This window comes from Pseudomonas rossensis, assembly GCF_039888995.1.
GTDB lineage: Bacteria > Pseudomonadota > Gammaproteobacteria > Pseudomonadales > Pseudomonadaceae > Aquipseudomonas > Aquipseudomonas rossensis.
This window is the reverse complement of sequence record NZ_JBBWCB010000055.1, coordinates 19,701-38,512: the sequence shown is the minus strand read 5'-3', so window position 1 is coordinate 38,512 and position 18,812 is coordinate 19,701. Positions and strand designations below refer to the sequence as shown.

General features: G+C 61.5%; 21 protein-coding genes. 10 read left to right on the top strand and 11 right to left on the bottom strand.

Annotated elements, in window-relative coordinates; translation table 11 throughout:
* From WLY71_RS16335 to WLY71_RS16315, 5 genes are all read right to left on the bottom strand, one after another.
* Positions 1-293 (bottom strand): ABC transporter permease (locus WLY71_RS16335; RefSeq protein ID WP_425589930.1); only part of this gene is annotated, 293 nt, incomplete at its 3' end.
* Between the two features lies 1 nt (position 294).
* Positions 295-1,212, bottom strand: coding sequence for an ABC transporter permease (locus WLY71_RS16330; RefSeq protein WP_347804363.1), 918 nt, complete (start codon positions 1,210-1,212; stop codon positions 295-297).
* Between the two features lie 31 nt (positions 1,213-1,243).
* On the bottom strand, positions 1,244-2,386 hold the full coding sequence (locus WLY71_RS16325) for an ABC transporter substrate-binding protein (RefSeq protein ID WP_347804362.1): 1,143 nt from the start codon (positions 2,384-2,386) through the stop codon (positions 1,244-1,246).
* A gap of 39 nt (positions 2,387-2,425) precedes the next feature.
* Positions 2,426-3,550 (bottom strand): ABC transporter ATP-binding protein, encoded by a 1,125-nt coding sequence (locus WLY71_RS16320; protein ID WP_425589929.1) that lies wholly within the window; start codon positions 3,548-3,550, stop codon positions 2,426-2,428.
* 105 nt (positions 3,551-3,655) lie between these two features.
* Entirely contained in the window at positions 3,656-4,465 is an 810-nt protein-coding gene (locus WLY71_RS16315) for a response regulator transcription factor (RefSeq protein ID WP_008145715.1), read from the bottom strand.
* A 330-nt stretch (positions 4,466-4,795) separates the two neighbouring features.
* On the opposite strand from WLY71_RS16315, the gene WLY71_RS16310 reads away from it, so the two are divergent.
* Genes WLY71_RS16310 through WLY71_RS16285 form a run of 6 tightly spaced genes read left to right on the top strand, consistent with a single transcriptional unit; the run spans position 4,796 to position 10,039 of the window.
* Positions 4,796-5,968 carry an acyl-CoA dehydrogenase family protein gene (locus WLY71_RS16310; RefSeq protein WP_347804361.1) on the top strand — a complete coding sequence of 391 codons (1,173 nt, stop codon included), beginning with the start codon at positions 4,796-4,798 and terminating at the stop codon, positions 5,966-5,968.
* Entirely contained in the window at positions 5,965-7,158 is a 1,194-nt protein-coding gene (locus WLY71_RS16305; protein WP_347804360.1) for an acyl-CoA dehydrogenase family protein, read from the top strand. The genes WLY71_RS16310 and WLY71_RS16305 overlap by 4 nt, the downstream gene beginning before the upstream one ends.
* Positions 7,159-7,172: 14 nt before the next feature.
* The gene (locus WLY71_RS16300) at positions 7,173-7,955 is read left to right on the top strand and encodes an SDR family oxidoreductase (RefSeq protein WP_046054853.1); all 783 of its coding nucleotides are present in this window, start codon (positions 7,173-7,175) and stop codon (positions 7,953-7,955) included.
* A gap of 2 nt (positions 7,956-7,957) precedes the next feature.
* Positions 7,958-8,416, top strand: a complete 459-nt coding sequence (locus tag WLY71_RS16295; RefSeq protein WP_347804359.1) for a MaoC family dehydratase — start codon at positions 7,958-7,960, stop codon at positions 8,414-8,416.
* A 30-nt stretch (positions 8,417-8,446) separates the two neighbouring features.
* Entirely contained in the window at positions 8,447-9,649 is a 1,203-nt protein-coding gene (locus WLY71_RS16290; protein WP_347804358.1) for an acetyl-CoA C-acyltransferase, read from the top strand.
* Entirely contained in the window at positions 9,650-10,039 is a 390-nt protein-coding gene (locus tag WLY71_RS16285; protein ID WP_347804357.1) for a steroid Delta-isomerase, read from the top strand.
* A 145-nt stretch (positions 10,040-10,184) separates the two neighbouring features.
* Here WLY71_RS16285 and WLY71_RS16280 read toward each other — a convergent pair whose 3' ends face one another.
* Together WLY71_RS16280 and WLY71_RS16275 are read right to left on the bottom strand one after the other, a co-directional pair.
* Positions 10,185-10,682 (bottom strand): SRPBCC family protein, encoded by a 498-nt coding sequence (locus WLY71_RS16280; RefSeq protein WP_347804356.1) that lies wholly within the window; start codon positions 10,680-10,682, stop codon positions 10,185-10,187.
* Positions 10,683-10,788: 106 nt separating this feature from the next.
* Positions 10,789-11,559 carry an SDR family oxidoreductase gene (locus tag WLY71_RS16275; protein WP_347804355.1) on the bottom strand — a complete coding sequence of 257 codons (771 nt, stop codon included), beginning with the start codon at positions 11,557-11,559 and terminating at the stop codon, positions 10,789-10,791.
* A 161-nt stretch (positions 11,560-11,720) separates the two neighbouring features.
* Between WLY71_RS16275 and WLY71_RS16270 the strand changes: the two genes are divergently transcribed.
* Genes WLY71_RS16270 through dmpG form a run of 4 tightly spaced genes read left to right on the top strand, consistent with a single transcriptional unit; the run spans position 11,721 to position 15,326 of the window.
* A complete protein-coding gene (locus WLY71_RS16270) occupies positions 11,721-12,563 on the top strand; it encodes an alpha/beta fold hydrolase (RefSeq protein ID WP_347804354.1) in 843 nt (280 codons plus the stop codon).
* The gene (locus tag WLY71_RS16265; RefSeq protein WP_347804353.1) at positions 12,560-13,351 is read left to right on the top strand and encodes a fumarylacetoacetate hydrolase family protein; all 792 of its coding nucleotides are present in this window, start codon (positions 12,560-12,562) and stop codon (positions 13,349-13,351) included. Before WLY71_RS16270 ends, WLY71_RS16265 begins: the two co-directional genes overlap by 4 nt.
* A gap of 18 nt (positions 13,352-13,369) precedes the next feature.
* A complete protein-coding gene (locus tag WLY71_RS16260) occupies positions 13,370-14,278 on the top strand; it encodes an acetaldehyde dehydrogenase (acetylating) (RefSeq protein ID WP_347804352.1) in 909 nt (302 codons plus the stop codon).
* A gap of 13 nt (positions 14,279-14,291) precedes the next feature.
* Positions 14,292-15,326 carry a 4-hydroxy-2-oxovalerate aldolase gene (gene dmpG, locus WLY71_RS16255; protein WP_347804351.1) on the top strand — a complete coding sequence of 345 codons (1,035 nt, stop codon included), beginning with the start codon at positions 14,292-14,294 and terminating at the stop codon, positions 15,324-15,326.
* A 55-nt stretch (positions 15,327-15,381) separates the two neighbouring features.
* Here dmpG and WLY71_RS16250 read toward each other — a convergent pair whose 3' ends face one another.
* The 4 genes from WLY71_RS16250 to WLY71_RS16235 form a co-directional block, all read right to left on the bottom strand.
* Positions 15,382-15,549, bottom strand: a complete 168-nt coding sequence (locus WLY71_RS16250; protein ID WP_347804350.1) for a hypothetical protein — start codon at positions 15,547-15,549, stop codon at positions 15,382-15,384.
* 207 nt (positions 15,550-15,756) lie between these two features.
* Positions 15,757-16,305 (bottom strand): ADP compounds hydrolase NudE, encoded by a 549-nt coding sequence (nudE, locus tag WLY71_RS16245; protein WP_347804349.1) that lies wholly within the window; start codon positions 16,303-16,305, stop codon positions 15,757-15,759.
* A gap of 87 nt (positions 16,306-16,392) precedes the next feature.
* A complete protein-coding gene (locus WLY71_RS16240) occupies positions 16,393-17,523 on the bottom strand; it encodes a helix-turn-helix transcriptional regulator (RefSeq protein ID WP_046054842.1) in 1,131 nt (376 codons plus the stop codon).
* Positions 17,524-17,658: 135 nt separating this feature from the next.
* Positions 17,659-18,702 carry a 3-ketosteroid-9-alpha-monooxygenase, oxygenase component gene (locus WLY71_RS16235; RefSeq protein WP_347804348.1) on the bottom strand — a complete coding sequence of 348 codons (1,044 nt, stop codon included), beginning with the start codon at positions 18,700-18,702 and terminating at the stop codon, positions 17,659-17,661.
* Between the last annotated feature and the right edge of the window lie 110 nt (positions 18,703-18,812).

Genomic DNA, 18,812 nt, shown 5'->3' with positions numbered 1-18,812 from the left:
CAATAGGTCAGCGCATCGAACAGCAACCGCACTTTGGCGCCGGCACGTTGTAAACCGAACACCGCGAGCGTGCCGAACAGCGTGGCAATCACCGCTGAAGTGAAGGCAATGAACGCGCTATTGCCCAGCGCCTCCATGATGAACGGGTTACCAAACGCGCGACCAAACCACTGCACCGAGCAGCATTCGAACGCCAGGCCACTGCGCCCGGCGTTGAAGCTGAACAGCACGATCAACGCGATCGGTGCGTAGAGAAACAGGTACAGCGAAGTCGAATAGCTGCGCAGCCACATGTCACAACCCTCCGTCGGCAGGGCGGCCGCCATAGCGCGCCACCAGTTTCAAATACACGCCGATGATCAGCAGCATCATCGCCACCAAGGTCATCGCCAGCGCGCTGCCGAAGGGCCAGTTGCGCGATTGCAGAAACAGGTCGACCAGTGCGTTGCCGACGAAGAACACTTTGCCGCCACCGAGAATGGCCGGGATCAGGAACTCGCCCATCAACAGGATGAACACCAGCATCACCCCGGTGATGATCCCGGGTGCGGAGAGTGGCAGGGTGATCCGCCGCAAGCTTTCGAAAGCGCTGGCACCCAGGTCCGCCGAGGCTTCGAGCAGACGCTTGTCGAATTTTTCCAGGCTGACGTAAATCGGAAACACCATCAGCGGCAAGTAGCCGTAAACGATGCCGATCAGCACCGCCCACGGCGTATTGATCAGCCGCACGTCTTCAAGGCCAAGGCTGGCGAGCAAGGCCGGAATGCCTTTGCCGCTGAGGATGAAAATCCAGGCGTAAGTGCGGATCAGGAAACTGGTCCAGAACGGCACAATCACCAGCGTCAGGAGCAGCGAGCGGTTCTTGCTGACCTTGACCGCCAGAAAATACGCCAGCGGGTAAGCCGCCACCAGGCACACCAGCGTGCCCAGCGGCGCCAACATCAAGGTGTTACTGAACGCCGCGCCACGGGAACCGAGGTTCAGGTAGTTGGCCAGCGTGAAGCCACCGGCGTAACCGCCCACGGCACTGCGCTCGCCGAAACTGAAGACCAGGATGATCACCAGCGGCATCAACAACAGCAGCAGGAACCACAAGGTCGAGGGCAAGAGCATCAGCAGGGTGATCCGCCGGCCGAGGCTGCGCCGTTGTCGAACCTCGACCGACAGGGCATTGCCCGGCTGCACCGTTTGCGGGTGGGTGGTGGCGTTCATGGGGGACTCCTCATTGGCCATGGCCAGGCGATCAGGCGGACTTGAAACGAGCCATCAGTTCGGCGCGCGCCGGGCTGGTGAGCGTCGCCGCGGCACCGAACTCCAGAGGACTGAGCGCTTCTGCGGCCGGGTACATGATCGGATCGTCGAGCATGGCGGTGGGCAGCAACGCATCGACGCGTTTGTCGCCGCTCGGGTAGCCGTGGCTCAACACTTCGAGCTTGTTGTGCTGCGGATCGAGCAGGTAGTTGATGAAGGCGTAGGCCGCGTCCTTGTGCTCCGAGCTTTTGGGAATGGCAAAGAAGTCACTCCACAGTTCGCCGCCTTCCTTGCCCAGTTCGAACTGCATCTGCGCGTTGTCGCGGTGCAACTGAGAGGCATCGCCGGTCCAGGACATCGCCAGCCAGGCATCGCCGCTGCGCATTGACGGCTGGATGTCGGAGTTGATGGCGAACAGGTGCGGCTTGACCTCGATCAGCAGTTTTTCGGCATCGGCCAGTTCTTTCGGGTCCAGGGAGTTGAAGCTATAGCCGAAGCTTTTCAGCGCGTTGCCGATGGCGGTCAGTTGGTAGTCGTGAACCATCGTCCGGCCGCTGGCGGGGCCTTGAGCTGCAACCCAGAATTCTTTCCAGCTGGAGGGGCCGTTCTTCAGTTTGCCGGTGTCGTAGAGCATGCCGGTAGTGCCCCAGTTTTTCGGCACCGCATACACCTTGCCGTCCACCGTTCCTTGGGCCATGAACTTTTGCTGGAAAGCCGACGCCTCAAAGTTGGGAATGCGCGACAGGTCCAATGGTTCGATCAGGCCCAGGCCAACGTAAGTGCTGATGGTGTAGTTGGTCGGCACCAGTACGTCCCAGCCACTGCCACCGGCCTGCAATTTGGCAAGCATCTCTTCGTTGGAACCGAACACGCTCATCGAAACGCGCGCACCGGTGGTTTTGGCGAAGGTGTCGAGGTTTTCCTGGCTGTGGTAATTCGGCCAAGTCGCCAGCGACAGGCGATCGCCCAGTTTGGCCTGCTCGGCGGCCTCGGCGGTGGAGGTCAGCAGGCCGGGCATGTTGGTTGCGACCACCGCTGCGGCGATTCCCAGGCCTGTGCGGCCAAGGAACTCGCGGCGGCTGATCGAGCCGTTCTGCCAGCTACGCAGGGTTTTGATAAACGTCTTCCGGTCCATAGCACGCTCCACGTTCGGTTGATGAAACGAATCGATGATTTACAACGCCATGGCCAGGCCATTGGCGTGATCCCAGCCGACGCTCACTGCAGCGCCGTGTTCGAATGCATTGGCGCCGTGATCCTGCTGGCGCGGCACACGCACGCAAACCACGCCAAAGGCTTGGGTGCGCACGCGATATTCGGTGGAGTTGCCGAGGTAGATGCGGTCTTCCACGTGGCCTTGCAGCTTCACTTCGCGGGTCATGTCGGCGTTGGCGCTGGCGATGCTGATCAGCTCCGGGCGCCCCGCGATGCAACCGGCGACGTCTGCGCTTAAGGCTTTGCCGGTGGGCGTCAGGGGGCTGGTCAGCTCCAGACCTTGCTCGGTGCGCAGCACGACTGAATCGCCCTGCAGACGAACCGTGCCGTTGAACAGATTGGATTCGCCGATAAAATCGGCCACGTAACGGCTGGCCGGCGCTTCATACAGTTGTTCCGGGGTGGCGGTCTGGATGATCGAACCGTTGTGCATCACGCTGATGCTGTCACTCATCGACAAGGCTTCTTCCTGGTCGTGGGTGACCAGCACAAAGGTGATGCCGACTTCGCGTTGCAGGCGCAGCAATTCGGATTGCATTTCCTTGCGCAGCTTGCGGTCCAGCGCCGCCAGCGGCTCGTCCAGCAGCAACACGGTCGGCTTGTTGACCAGCGCCCTGGCCAGGGCCACGCGCTGCTGTTGGCCGCCGGAAAGTTCACTCGGCTTGCGTTGGCCGAAGCCGCTCAGGCGCACCATTTCCAACGCTTCATCAGCCATGCGCAGTTGGGTTTTTTTGTCGGGTCGCGGGGTGCGATATCGCAGCCCATAGGCGATGTTCTGCGCCACTGTCAGGTGCGGAAAGAGGGCGTAATGCTGGAACACCATGTTCACCGGCCGCTCAAACGCCGGCACTCCGGCAACGTTCTTGCCCGACAGGCGCACCTCGCCGCTACTGGGCTGTTCGAAGCCGGCGATCATGCGCAGGGTGGTGGTTTTGCCGCAGCCGGAACCGCCGAGGAAGGAATGGAATGAGCCGCGGCGCACCGCGAAGTTCAGGCCATTGACGGCTGACACCTCGCCATAGCGTTTAACCACGTTGCAGAATTCGATATCGCTTGGCGAAGTGTCGTTCACGCTGTTGTTCACGAGGCGGGCTCCCTTGCAGTGATGAATCAGTGCGTTGGGGGCCAAACTAGCAATCGGGGTTTTGCGCTGTATATATCCCTTGGGGGATAGAGTCGGTTTCAGGTGTCAGGCTTCGACGACCAGTTCCTGGCCGGTAAGGTCGCGGATAAACAGCCCGAGCAATTCGGACTGGCTGCCGATGCCGAGCTTGGCGTAGATGTTCTTGCGGTGAATCTTCACCGTGCCAGGACTGATGCTCAGTTGTTCGGCGACCGAGGCGCTGGAGTGACCGCGTAGCAGCAACTGCACAATCTCTTGTTCGCGGCCGGTGAGGATGTGCGCGCCGAACTGATCGAAGGCTTCGCGGATCTTGAAGTCCAGGTCCTGCGCCGGGCGCGGTTGCTGGGCTTGACGCAAACGCCAGGCTTCATTGATGACCTGTTCAACCACGGCCTGCGCGCACTCGATCAACTGCATCTCGTCACGACCAAAAGCACAGCTGGCGGTGGATCGCATCAACGACAGAACGGCCATGGCGCCGCCACCGAGGTCGACGAAAAACGCCACTTCTTCAGCCAGCCCGGTTTGCTGGTAATACGTCAGGTAATACTCGCCGAGGTAGAAGTGGTCGGGTGCGAACTGTCGCAAACGCCACAGTCCAGGCGCTTGCCCGCGAGTGCATGCCAGGTAGAACGGATCAAGCAAATAGGGCCCACACTGATAGTCATCGACATACACTGCACGCTTGTCGGCTGCGAAGGTGTCGAACAGCGCCAACGGCCGATGATTGCCTTCGTAGACGAACAGAACGAAGTGATCGACCGGGCATACTTGCCGCAACCAGTGACTTAAGCCTGCTAAACGCGCATGCCCGGGAGGAAGGTCCAGTAAATGGGCAACACCGGTAGTCCAGAGTTTCAGTTCCTTGGGGCGCATGGCGGCTTCAAGCAGGATTGGATTGCATTTAGATGCACAATTTACGCCATGGCTGTTTTGGCCTTATAGGGCGGGGCGCGTGACATCGAGTCGTTGAAAAGACGCCCCGTTACAACGCCGGATGTTACCGAGTGCTACAGGGTTGGTATCAAAAGTGATGGGGTCGGCCGCCCATGGGCCAGGCGTTCAATTCTCGGCGGATCGGCCTCGGCATCGCCCATTCGGACTAGGCAGCCCTGACGATTCTCTCGTGTTCCCCTGGCACCAAACTCGAAGGCCAGAGGGGTGTCGCTTCATGCGTGCCCCGCCAGACGAGCAGAAGGCGCCGCGATGGAGTTTGCATTCAGCGACGAACAGGAAATGATCCGCGCATCGGCCGATGGCTTTCTCGCCGATGTCTCGGATTCTGCCGCCGTGCGAGCGGCGATGGTCAGCGAGCGAGGTTTTGACGAGGCGCTCTGGCAGCGCCTGTGCCGCGAGATGTACTGGCCGGCGATTCATATTCCAGAAGCGTACGGCGGCCTGGGACTGGGCTTTGTCGAACTGTCGATTTTGCTGGAGCAGATGGGCCGGCGCTTGCTGTGTTCGCCGTTCTTCGCCACCACCTGCATGGCCACACCCGCGCTGTTGCTGGCCGCCAACGAACAACAAAAACAACGCTGGCTGCCGTTGATCGCCGACGGCAGCCTCACCGCAACGCTGGCCTTCAGCAGCGCCAACGGCTGGGCGGCCAAGGATGTTCAGGCCACGGTGGTGACAGAGGGCGAGGGCTTTGTGCTTGATGGAACCCTCAATCATGTGCTCGACGGGCACAGCGCTGACCTCTTGATCATCGCCGCACGGGTTCCCGGGTCGACCGGCGAGGCGGGCATCAGCCTGTTCGCCGTGGACACGGAGCGGGCAGGGATCGAGCGTCAAATGTTACCGACCATGGACCAGACCCGTCGTCAGGCTCTGATTCAGCTCAAGGGGCTGTACCTCAGCGCTGACTGCCTGCTCGGTGAGTTCGGCGCGGGCTGGCCGCATCTGCAGCGGGTCCTGCAACTGGCTTGCATCGGCCTGGCTGCCGAACAGACCGGTGGCGCGCAGCAGGTGCTCGACCTGAGCGTTGCCTATATGCAGGAACGCCAGCAGTTCGGTCGACCCATCGCCAGTTTCCAGGCGCTCAAACACCGCGCCGCCGACATGATGCTGCAGGTCGAATGTGCACGTTCGGCCAGTTATTACGCGGCCTGCGTGGCCCAGGAAGTCCTCGATCCTGAAGGCGACCCGCAGGTGGCCGCCGAGCTACCGCTGGCGGCGGCGCTGGCCAAGGCGCACTGCTCTGAAACCTATTTCCACTGTGCATCCGAGTCGATCCAGTTGCATGGCGGCGTTGGTTTTACCTGGGAATACGACCCGCACCTCTACTTCAAACGCGCTCGCGCCAGCGAAAGCTTTCTCGGCGCACCTGCCTGGCATCGAGAGCGCATTGCCGTGGCGATTCTTGGGGAGCAACCATGAAAATCAGTTTCAGCGAACAGGACGAGCGCTTCCGTCAGGAAGTAGCCGACTGGTTGAGCGTGAACCTGTGCGGTGAATTCGAGCCCCTGCGTTTTCGCGGCGGCCCGGGTGACGAACATATGTTTCCCGAAGAGCGCAAAGCCTGGGAACGCAAACTGGCAGAAGGCGGCTGGACGTGTGTGGGCTGGGCGGCGGAGCACGGTGGGCGTGGTCTGTCGATCAGCCAGCAAGTGATTTTCCACGAAGAGTACGCCCGCGCTGGCGGCCCGGGACGCATGGGGCATATCGGCGAAGGGCTGGCCGGACCGACCATTGCCGCGTTCGGCACTGCCGAGCAGCAACAGCGCTTTCTGCCGGGCATCGTCAACGGCACGTCCTTCTGGTGCCAGGGCTATTCCGAACCGGGTGCCGGGTCCGACCTGGCCAACGTCAAGACCCGCGCGGTGCTTGATGAAGCCAGCGGCACCTGGGTGATCAACGGACAAAAAGTCTGGACCTCCCTGGCCCATGAGTCGGACTGGTGTTTTGTGATCGCCCGCACTGAACCGGGCAGCGTTGGCCATCGCGGCTTGTCCTTCTTGCTAGTGCCCATGGCCCAGACGGAGATTACCGTGCGGCCGATCGAGCAGCTCACAGGCACCTGCGAGTTCAACGAAGTGTTCTTCGATGATGCCTGCACCGACGCCGCCAATATCATCGGCGCGCCGGGCGAGGGCTGGAAGATCGCCATGGCGTTGCTCGGTTTCGAGCGTGGGGTATCGACCCTCGGCCAGCAGATGCAATTTCACAATGAACTGAACGAAATCATCGCCATCGCCCGGGCCAATGGCGCCGCGCGTGACCCGATCCTGCGCCAGCGCCTGGCCGAGGCCTGGAGCGGGCTGCGGATCATGCGCTACAACTCGCTGCGCATGTTGTCCGGGGCGCAGGACGGTTCGCTGCGCAAGGAAACGACCATCTACAAACTGTTCTGGTCCACCTGGCACGCCAGCCTCGGCAAGCTGGCGATGGACGTCCTCGGCGCCGAGGCCGAAGTGCTGGAGGCCGCGCCTTACCAACTCACCCGTTTGCAATCGCTGTACCTGTTCAGTCGCGCCGACACCCTCTACGGCGGCAGCAACGAGATCCAGCGCAACATCATCGCCGAGCGCGCCCTGGGAATGCCCAAAGAACCGCGCCCGCGCACCTGACCCAGGAGTTTTCCATGTCTGTTCCTCACTATGTTGCAGGTCACGGCCTGCTGCGTGACAAGTCGGTGCTGATCACGGCCGCGGCCGGGGCCGGTATCGGTTTTTCCGCCGCGGTGCGTGCCGCCGAGGAGGGTTGCCGCGCCTTGATGATCAGCGATATCCATGAAGGTCGGCTGGCAGAAGCGGTGTCGAAGATCCGCGAAACGACCGGTCTGCAACAGGTCTTCGGTCAGGTCTGCAATGTCGCTGACGAAGCTCAGGTTCAACAGCTGATTGCCTGCGCCGAGCGCGATCTGCAGGGCGTCGATGTGCTGATCAACAACGCCGGTCTTGGTGGTTCACGGCTGCTGGTGGACATGACGGATGAGGAGTGGAACCGGGTCCTCGATGTGACGCTCACCGGCACCATGCGCATGACCCGTGCGATGTTGCCGAAGATGATCGAGCGGCGTGCCGGGGTCATCGTCAACAACGCTTCGGTACTGGGCTGGCGAGCGCAGAAAGAGCAGTCGCACTACGCCGCGGCCAAGGCCGGGGTCATGGCGTTGACCCGTTGCGCCGCGGTCGAGGCCGCCGACTACGGGATCCGCATCAACGCGGTGAGCCCGAGCATTGCATTGCACGATTTCCTGCGTAAGTCCGCCCCTCAGGCGGTGCTTGATCAGCTCGCCGCCAACGAAGCATTTGGTCGTGCCGCCGAGGTCTGGGAAGTGGCCAACGTGATGATGTTTCTGGCCAGCGACTACAGCTCCTACATGACCGGCGAAGTGTTGTCGGTGTCCAGTCAGAGGGCTTGAACATGCCACGTATTTTCGACACGCCCCTCGCCTTGCACGATGCCGTGGGAGAGGTGCTGGGCGTCAGCGACTGGCTGGTTCTTGCGCAGGACCGCATCGACCGGTTCGCCGAGGCGACCGGTGATCACCAGTGGATTCACGTCGATCCGCTCAAGGCAGCCACTGGTCCCTTCGGCGCCTGCATCGCCCATGGCTATCTGAGCCTGGCGTTGGTCAATCTGTTTTTACCGCAGATCGTCGAGGTGCGCGGCATTGCCATGGGCGTCAATTATGGTTGCGAGCGAGTGCGCTTTCCCACCGTAGTACGTGTTGGCTCGCGGGTGCGCGGCCGTGCGCAATTGATGGCGGTCGAGGAGGTCAAGGGCGGCGTTCAGGCGACCATTCGCGTCAGCGTCGAAATCGACGGCGAGGAACGTCCCGGCTGTGTGGTCGACACCATCAGCCGTTACTACCCCGCGTGAACCTTTAGCAGAACATTCGAGGAATCCAGCATGAAAGAAGCCGTCATCGTTTCGACCGCCCGTACCCCGATCGGCAAAGCCTTTCGCGGTGCATTCAATGACACCGACGCCCCGCAGCTCGGCGGCCATGTGGTGCGCGAAGCCGTGCGTCGCGCCGGCATCGAGCCGGGTGAAGTGGACGATGTGATCATCGGCGCGGCGGCGCAGCAGGGCACGCAGTCCTATAACCTCGGGCGCCTCTGCGCGATTGCCGCAGGCTTGCCGACCTCCGTCGCCGGGATGGCCGTCGAGCGCCAATGCTCATCGGGGCTGATGAGCATTGCCATGGCCGCCAAAGGCATCATGTGCGACGAAATCGACATTGCCGTGGCCGGTGGCCTGGAGTCGATTTCGCTGGTACAGAACAAGCACAAGAACCTGTACCGCAATCAGTCAGGCTCGGTGATCGAGCTTGATCCGTACGCCTACATTCCGATGATCGAAACCGCCGAGATCGTCTCCGCGCGCTACGGCATTTCCCGAGAGGAACAGGACGAATACAGCTATCAGAGCCAGGTGCGAACCGCGCTGGCCCAGAGTGCCGGATTGTTCGACCGTGAACTCGCGCCACTGACCAGCCGCAAGGCGATTTTCGACAAGGCCAGTGGCGAAACCCGCTTTGAGGCCGTCACCTTGCTGCGTGACGAGTGCAACCGCATCGACACCACCCGCGAAAGCCTGAATGCGCTGGAACCGGTGTGGCCGGGCGGTCAGTGGAGTGAAAAGGGCCGCTTCATCACGGCCGGCAACGCCTCGCAACTGTCCGACGGTGCTTCGGCCTCGGTGTTGATGAGTGCCAAAATGGCCGAGAAGCGTGGCCTGGAGCCGCTGGGGATTTATCGCGGGATGGCGGTCGCCGGCTGCAACTCCGACGAGATGGGCATCGGTCCGGTCTACGCCATCCCGAAACTGCTCAAGCGCCATGGCCTGACCGTGGACCATATTGGCCTCTGGGAGTTGAACGAGGCGTTTGCCTGTCAGGTGCTGTATTGCCGCGATACCCTGGGCATTCCCGCTGAACGCATGAACGTTAACGGCGGTGCGATTTCGGTGGGCCATCCTTTCGGTATGTCCGGTGCGCGGATGGTCGGTCACGCGTTGGTCGAGGGGCAGCGCCGCGGTTTGCGTTATGTGGTGGTGAGTATGTGCATCGGCGGCGGCATGGGTGCCGCCGCACTGTTCGAGGTGGTCTGAATGGTCAGTGCACAACAGGTTCAAGCGACCATGGCGCGTTATGTGGAATTGGTGGACGCCGGTGACATCGACCGGATCGTCGCGCTTTACAGCGAGGATGCAGTGGTCGAAGACCCGGTCGGTCGACCGCCGTTGCAGGGGATCGTCGATATAGAACGTTTCTACCGCGAAGGGCTGGGCGCGAGCAAAGTCTCGGCGACCCAGACCGGCCCGGTTCGGGCGACACTCAACGGTTGTGGGGCGATGCCGTTTCGGGTCGATATGGAATGGGCCGGGCAACCGTGCTCGATCCATGTGATCGACGTGATGGAGTTCGATGCCGACGGCAAGATTCGCTCGATGAAAGCCTATTGGAGTGAGGTCAACCTGACCGCCCAAAGCCAAGCATGAACCTGTAGCAGCTGTCGAGCCTGCGAGGCTGCGTTCGGCTGCGCAGCAGTCGTAAAATCAGGCACTTCGGTATTCCAGAAAAACCGTGGATGCAGGATCTACGACTGCTGCGCAGCCGAACGCAGCCTCGCAGGCTCGGCAGCTGCTACAGGGCGCGTTCCTGAGTTGTGGCGGCGAGCAAGTCGCGATTCTGCGTCTGCCCGGTTTCGTAGAAGGCCTTGAGGTTCTCGGCAATCTCGCGCACGACGTTGTTGAACGCCTTCGCCAGCAACCATTCCACCAGCCTGCCACCGCGCAGGCTGTAGTTCATTTGGGTGGTGATGCGTGTCGCGTCACCCTCGGCCTGCAAGGCATAACTGAAGCTGGCCTCGCGGAACGGGAAGGGCGCGCCGCTACTGGCCCGGTGCAGAATCAGTACGAAACCCGCACCTTCCTGCCATTGCACCACGCTCTCATCCAGCCACTGTCCCCCCTTGCGGAACACCCGGCGACTGGCGCCGAGCCCTTCGCGCGCACCGGGATGAAACTGGCAACCGGTCAATCCCGGCACGTAATGCGGGGCGAGGCTCAGGTCGCGCAGTTTGGCCCATGCGGCGGATGGGCTGAGATCCAGCAAAACACTGTGGCTGGCTATCGCAGGCATGTCGGGATTCCTCTTGTTTTAATGAGATGGCCAAAAGATCGCAGCCTGCGGCAGCTCCTACAGGTATACACAGTCAATGTAGGAGCTGCCGCAGGCTGCGATCTTTTCAGGATTGTGCCGCATCGAGAAACGCCGGGCGTTCGCCACCGCCGTGCACGGTGATGTCCGCGCCGCTGACATAACGTGCCAGCGTTGATGCCAGGTACAGACAGGTATCGCCGATGTCTTCCGGAGCCGCCAGGCGTTGCAGCGGGATGGTCGCCGCCACCCGGGCAATGCCCGCCTGATCGCCATAATGCAGGGCCGCCTGCTCAGTGAGAATCAGCCCGGCGGTCACCGCATTGACCCGCACCTTGGGCGCCCACTCCACGGCCAGCGAACCGGTCAGGTTCAGCAGTCCGGCCTTGGCCGCGCCATAGGCGGCAGTGCCGGGGGAAGGACGCGTCGCGCTGACGCTGCAAATGTTGATGATTGCACCACCGTCGGCCTGTTTCTGCATCACCTGATTGGCCTGCTGACAGAGATTCAGCGGCGCCAACAGGTTGAGGCGGATGATCGCTTCGCTAAAGCGCGGCGAGGCACTGGCCGCGTCGGCATTCGGTGAACCGCCGGCATTGTTGACCAATATATCGAGGCGACCGAAACGCTCGACGATACTGTCGATCAACCGGCCGGACTGCTCGACATCCCGCAGGTCGCAGGGCAGAAACAGCGCCTCGCGCCCAGCGCTGGCAGGCAGGGTCTCCGGTGCTTCGCGACCGCAGATCACCACTTCGGCACCACAGTCGAGAAAACGCTGGCTGATGCCGCGGCCGACCCCTTTGCCACCGCCGGTGACCAGTACCACTTTGCCGCGAAAGTCCATTGGATCAAGCATGGTTGCCTCGTTCTGTCGCTCGGTTATGCTGCGATGCTAGGTCCACAGCCTAAGCCGGCCAACGTCCGAAAAGACTAGGGCGGCGTAGTCCTGTCGGACGATGTTGTTTGCCCGGGCGCTCGGCATAATCCGGCGACAACAACAGGCCGGGAGGACACCTTATGGACGCATCAGCGCAAGGGCACTTCGGTACGCTGCCGGATGGTTTGCAGCTGCACTACTTGGATATCGGCGGGCAGGACATCGGCAGCGGCGAGCCGGTGATTTTCATTCACGGCAGCGGGCCGGGCGCCAGCGGCCACAGCAACTTCAAGCAGAACTACCCGGTGTTTGTCGCGGCAGGCTACCGGACCATCGTCCCGGACCTGCCGGGTTATGGCGCTTCTGATAAGCCAGACACCCTCTACACCCTGGACTTCTTTGTCGCCGCCCTGAGCAGTTTGCTCGATGCCCTGGATATCCAGCGATGCGTGCTGGTCGGCAATTCTCTGGGCGGTGCGATCGCGATCAAACTGGCCCTCGACCAGCCGCAGCGGGTCAGCCGGCTGGTGCTGATGGCGCCCGGCGGCCTGATGGAAAAAGAACAGTATTACTTGCAGATGGAAGGCATCCAGAAAATGGGTGCGGCCTTCGCCAAGGGTGAACTGCACGATGCGGGCGGCATGCGCCGGCTGCTCGCGCTGCAACTGTTCGATGAGTCCTTGATCAGCGACGAGACGGTCGATGAGCGGGTCGCAGTGGTGCGACAGCAACCGGTCTGCGTGTTGTCGACCATGCAAGTGCCGAACATGACCTCGCGCCTCGGCGAGTTGCAGTGTCCGATCCTCGGTTTCTGGGGCATGAACGACAAATTCTGCCCGGTGTCTGGTGCGCAAACGATGATGCAGCACTGCCAGAACATTCGCTTTGTACTGCTCAGCGAATGCGGGCATTGGGTGATGGTCGAGCACCGTGAACTGTTCAACCGCGAGTGCCTGGCGTTCTTTGAGGAGGCTCGCTCATGAGTAAACAACTGCGCCATCAATACGGCGAAGAGCTGTATCAGGCGTTGCTGAGCGGCACCACCCTGGCGCCGCTGACCGAGCGCTGGCCATCGATCAGCATCGAAGACGCCTACCATATTTCCCTCTACAGCATCGAACGCCGGGTGGCCGCCGGAGACCGGATTGTTGGCAAGAAAATCGGTGTGACGTCGGCGGCGGTCCAGCAAATGCTCAATGTGCATCAGCCGGATTTCGGCTTCATCACCCGGCAGATGTCGTTCGCCAATGACGCGCAAATCTCCCTCGCCGCGAACAAGCTGATCCAGCCGCGCGCCGAGGGCGAGATTGCCTTCAAGCTCAAGCACGATCTGATCGGCCCCGGTGTTACCGAAGCCGACGTGCTGGAAGCGACCGAATACGTGATGCCGTGCTTCGAGATAGTCGACTCACGGATTCATGACTGGCGGATCCGCATACAAGACACCGTCGCCGACAACGCCTCTTGCGGCGTGTTCGTGCTGGGCGATGTTCAGGTTGATCCACGGACGCTGGATTTGCCCAACTTGCGCATGCGCGTTTTCAAGAATGGTGAGCCTCTCAGCGAAGGTTTGGGCTCGGCGGTGCAGGGTAATCCGCTGACCGCCGTGGCCTGGCTGGCCAATACCCTCGGCGCCTTCGGTATTCCGTTCAAGGCCGGGGAAATCATTCTCTCCGGCTCTTTGGTGCCGCTGGAGCCTGCGCATGCGGGCGACGTTTTTTCTCTGACCATCGATGGCCTGGGCAGTGCCCAGGTGTCCTTCTGCGCCTGACCTGCGGGGTTTAACCGGATGAGCAAGAAACTCAGAGCGGCCATTATCGGCCCAGGCAATATCGGCACTGACCTGCTGATGAAAATGTATCGATCGCAATGGATCGAGCCGGTCTGGATGGTCGGCGTCGACCCCCAATCCGAGGGCCTTAAACGCGCCCGTGAATTGGGCGTGAAAACCACGGCCGAGGGCGTCGACGGGCTGCTGCCCCATGTGCTCGACGATGATATTCGCATCGCTTTCGATGCCACCTCGGCCTACGTACACGCAGAAAACAGCCGCAAGCTCAACGCGCTGGGGGTGATCATGATTGATCTCACGCCAGCGGCCATCGGCCCGTTCTGCGTGCCGCCGGTCAATCTCAAGGAGCATGCGGCGACGTTGGCGATGAACGTCAACATGGTGACGTGCGGTGGCCAGGCGACGATTCCGATGGTCGCGGCAGTGTCGCGGGTCCAGTCGGTGAGTTACGGCGAGATCGTCGCCACCGTGTCCTCCGGTTCGGTCGGCCCGGGCACTCGCCAGAACATCGACGAATTCACCCGCACCACGGCCGGTGCGGTGGAGAAGATCGGCGGCGCTCGATTCGGCAAGGCAATCATCGTCATCAACCCGGCCGAGCCACCGCTGATGATGCGCGACACCATCCACTGCCTGACGGATGACGAACCGAATCAGGACGCCATTCGCACCTCTGTGTTGCAGATGGTCAAGGAAGTGCAGCGCTATGTTCCCGGCTACAAGCTGATCAATGGCCCGGTGTTCGATGGGCACAAGGTGTCGATTTTCATCGAAGTCGAAGGCCTCGGCGACTTCCTGCCAAAGTCCGCCGGCAACCTGGACATCATGACCGCTGCGGGGCTGCGTACCGCCGAGATGTTCGCCGAAGAAGCCCACAAGGGCACCCTGCAACTGCCCGTCCGTTGAGTGGAGAATTGCCATGAATTTGCAAGGTAAGAGCGTCCGTCTGCACGACATGAGCCTGCGCGACGGCATGCATGCCAAACAGCATCAAATCAGCCTGGAACAGATGATCTCGGTGGCGACCGGTCTCGATGCGGCCGGCGTGCCGCTGATCGAAATCACCCACGGCGATGGCCTGGGCGGTGCGTCGCTGAACTACGGTTTCCCCGCTCACAGCGACGAGGAATACTTCGCAGCGGTGATCCCGCGTATGAAACAGGCCAAGGTCTCGGCGCTGTTGTTGCCCGGTATCGGCACCCTTGATCATTTGAGAATGGCCCATGAACACGGGGTGTCGACCATTCGTGTGGCCACCCACTGCACCGAGGCGGACGTTTCCGGCCAGCACATCGGCATGTCAGCGAAGATGGGCCTGGATACCGTCGGCTTTCTGATGATGGCGCACAGGGTCAGCGCGGAAAAACTGCTGGAGCAGGCGCGGTTGATGGAGAGTTATGGGGCCAACTGCATTTACTGCACTGACTCGGCTGGCTACATGCTGCCTGATGAAGTCACTGAGAAAATCGCTGCATTGCGAGCTGGGCTGAGTGCCGGGACCGAAGTCGGTTTTCACGGTCACCACAACATGGGCATGGCGATTGCCAATTCCCTTGCCGCGATCGAGGCGGGCGCCACACGTATCGACGGTTCAGTGGCGGGGCTGGGCGCAGGGGCGGGCAATACGCCGCTCGAAGTGTTTGTCGCGGTGCTTGAGCGGATGGGCGTCAACAGTGGCATCGACTTGTACCGGATCATGGACGTTGCCGAGGACCTGGTGGTGCCGATGATGGACCAGCCGATCCGCCTCGACCGCGATGCGCTGACCCTGGGTTACGCGGGGGTCTACAGTTCGTTCCTGTTGTTCGCCAAACGTGCCGAGCAAAAGTACGGCATTGCCGCACGTGAGCTGCTGGTGGAATTGGGTCGACGCGGCACCGTCGGCGGTCAGGAAGACATGATCGAAGACCTGGCGCTGACCCTGTCACGTTCGCGGGGTGTCTTGCCAACCTGATCTGACGACAGCACAAAAAAACCACCCGGCCTTGCTTGCAGGCCCGGTGGTTTTTTTATGGGAGCAGATTACGCACCAGCGGCGGATAGCAATTGATGGCACTGGCCGAGCAACTGATGCGCGCCGTGGTCGGTCGGTAGGCTTCATTCTTGAAGCGCTGACACAGGCTGGCGGTGCTGCTGGCGCAGACGATGATGAACAGGGCACAGGTGGCTTTTCGCATAGCGAGCCTCGACACGGATTTTATTGTTATAGAGGCAAGGTATTGCGGCGGGCGGGGCGTGGCTTCGTCCGAATGGACTACACAGGCCCCCTGTGGGAGCGAGCTTGCTCCGGGCGGCGTTCCGACGATGGCGGTGTGTCAGGCGACATTGATGTTGAATGTGCCGGCCTAATCGCGAGCAAGCTCGCTCCCACAGGTTTTTTGGTGTTAGCCGCGCCGGGCGAGGGCCCCCATGGCCATGAACAGTGCAGCAATGGCCCGCGCTTCATTGAGTTCGCCGCGGGCCACCAGGTCGGGGATCTGCGCCAGCGGCACGCGCAGGCATTCCAGCGGTTCGGGCTCGTCGCCGACCAGTTGGCAGGGACTCAACTGTTCGGCCAGCACCACCCGGTAGCGATGGCACAGGTGACCCGGCGCCAGGGTCAGTTCGCCCAGTTCGCTGAGGCGTGCAGCGCGCATCCCGACTTCTTCGCAGAGTTCGCGTTGCGCCGCTTGCAGATAGTCTTCATCAGGCTCCGCGCCGCCCTTGGGCAGGCCGAGCACGGTTTTTTCGATGCCGACCGCATATTCACGGACCAGCAACACATGCAGCGGATCGGGCATCGCGACCAGCATCACCGAGCGATAACCGGTGCCGCGTAGACGCTCGTAAACCCGCTGTTGGCCGTTGCTGAATTGCAGGTGTAAAGCTTCGATCTGAAAATAGCCGCTTTCAGCCAGCAATTCAGTCTTGAGGATGGTCGGACAGTTGCGCATGGTCAGGCCCCTGGTTGGGATAAAGCCACTGTGCGCCGTGCCGGGATAGCCGCCATCGTCCGAGCGGACGAGGGCGGAGGTTGAACGCTAACCGAGGGTGGCCACGCTGCGCAGAATTAGCCGCACGAGCATGGTCTGGCGGGTCACGCCGGTCTTTGAGAAGGTTGACCGCAGGTGCGCCCGCGAGGTGTTGCGGCTGATGCCCAGCTCCTCGGAGGCTTCGTCGAGGGTTAAGCCGTTGGCCAACAACATGGCCAGTTGAGTTTCGGCCGGGGTGAAGTCGAACAGCGCGCGGACGATCTCCTGTGGCGCGGTGGACTGTTGCTCCGGGTCGCTGATGAAAATCACCACGGTGGGGCATTGTTTGCCTTCGCTCCAGTCCGACAACGGCACCGAGCGCACGATGATCCCCAGGTCCGCCCGCCCGGACGGTCGTTGCACGCGCAGGGCTTCGACCACCGACGGGTTGCTGCTTTTTTGCGAGAGCAGCGATTGCTTCACCAGGCGCCGAAACTCTTGAGTGTCACGGGCCGTACCGACTTGCAGGCCGTCGTTGACCAGTTTGATGCCGTCCTTTTCCTGGATCAGCCGATCGGCAACCTGGTTGGTTTGCAGCACTTTGCCAGCCTCGTCGAGGATGATCGTACCGACCGCCAACTGATTCACCGCGCCGGCGTAGAGGTTGCGCTCGGCTTCGATACGATTGAGCTGCATGTGGATCTTGATCGAGCGTTCCAGATGCGGAATGAAGTGCGTCAGCAAGGCTTTCTCTTCGTTGCCGAAGGCCTTGTCATCGCGTCCGCGACTGATGCGGATACGGCACTGGGCGCCGTCGCAGGTGTTGATGTCGGCGCCGAGGATGTGGAACACATCCACCGGTTCGAGGAAATTCTTGTAGAACTCCGAGTGCTGCCAATCGTCGTTGGAGACGAACTCGGCGAGGGTCACCACCTGGCGGTTGGGCAGGTCGACAAACGGGTCGAGGGTGAAAAAGTGTTTGTTATACGACGCGGTCGCCTCGGTCGACGTACCGGTGGTGTTGACCATCAAGCCATCCACATGCGCGCTGGGCGGACGCAGGATGAAGGTCACGTACTTGCTTTCCAGGTACACGTTGAGCTGGTTGAGAAAGGTCGCCCAGGGAATGGTTTCCAGCGGTCCCTGATAGAGGTTGCCGATCAAATCACTGAACGTATCGAGGCTGAGGCTCTGCTGCATAGGGAAAACCGTTCTTATTATTAGCGTTGGCGGTGGCCGAGAATAAGCGCCGATATCGACTCCTTGCAACGCTCGGGCTCAAGGCCTGACGGGCGGCTGCCGGTCAGGCGCAGGGAGCGCGACAGGCCGCTGTGTTCAGGCCGGTTCGCTGGCGCGCACGACGAACCGTTTCTGCTCCAGCACGTCGGCCGAGAGCGCCGCGACGTCGGTGTAGAACTGCTCGTACCAGCGGCGCAACTGATAGACCGGACCGTCGCCGTCACACAGCAACGGGTTGTCGACGCGGGTCTTGCTGTGCCAGATCGTCACGTCTTCGTAGAAGGCTTCCTGTGCTTGCTGCACATAGGCCTTGGCCATCGCCTGATTCTGTTCTTCGCTGAGACCGGGAATCTTTTTCACCAGCACGCCGTAGCGCAGGGTGAAGCTGTCGAGGTCGATCGGCACATGGCAGTTGAGCAGGATCGAATGGATCGGCTGGCCGTTCATCGCGCCGGTCATTTCGGTGATCTGATAGGCCGGGCCGAAGTAGGTGGCCACGGTGATCAACGCGCTGTCGCCGGACAAGCGCTCACTGCGGGCGCTCATGATCTGGGTGGCCAGATGGCCTTCGAAGACGTTGCTGAACGCCTCGACCGGCGCGCCATGCACCGTACCGAAATGCGCCATATCGGCGATGTTGTCGATCAATTCGCGGCAGTTGGTGCCGATCTGCAACTCGGCGACTTCCCACGCGGCCCACTCGTCACTGAAGCAAGCGTCAATGCGCGGGATGCGCTGCTCAGGAAGCGGTGGGTTGCCTTCCGGGTCATTCCAGACGAACAGCAATTGGTTTTCTTCCATGAGTGGCCAGCTTTTGAGCCGGGCCCGTGGCGGAATGCGTTTGGCGTAAGGAATGTCATCGCAGACACCATCGGCACCCCAGCGCCAGGCATGGAACGGGCAGCGAATCGAGTTGCCTTCAACGCAACCGGTGCTGAGGTCGGCGCCCATGTGCGGGCAATAGCCATCCAGAATATGCAGTTCGCCGTCTTCGCCCTGAAAGGCCACCAGCCGGGTGCCGAACACCTCCAGACGATGGGCCTTGCCGTCGCGGTATTGGGCAGCCAGGCCCAGACAATGCCAGCCACGGGCGTAGCGGTCTTCCAGCAGTTTGGCTTCGATGCGGTGCAAGGTACTCATCTTATTATTCTCCCAGGGTTCACGGGTTTGGCGCCTGTCACGGATTCTGCCGCCCCTGTAGAAGCGGGCATCGTCTGAATGGACGATGGCCGGTTTACGTCCGCCCGCTC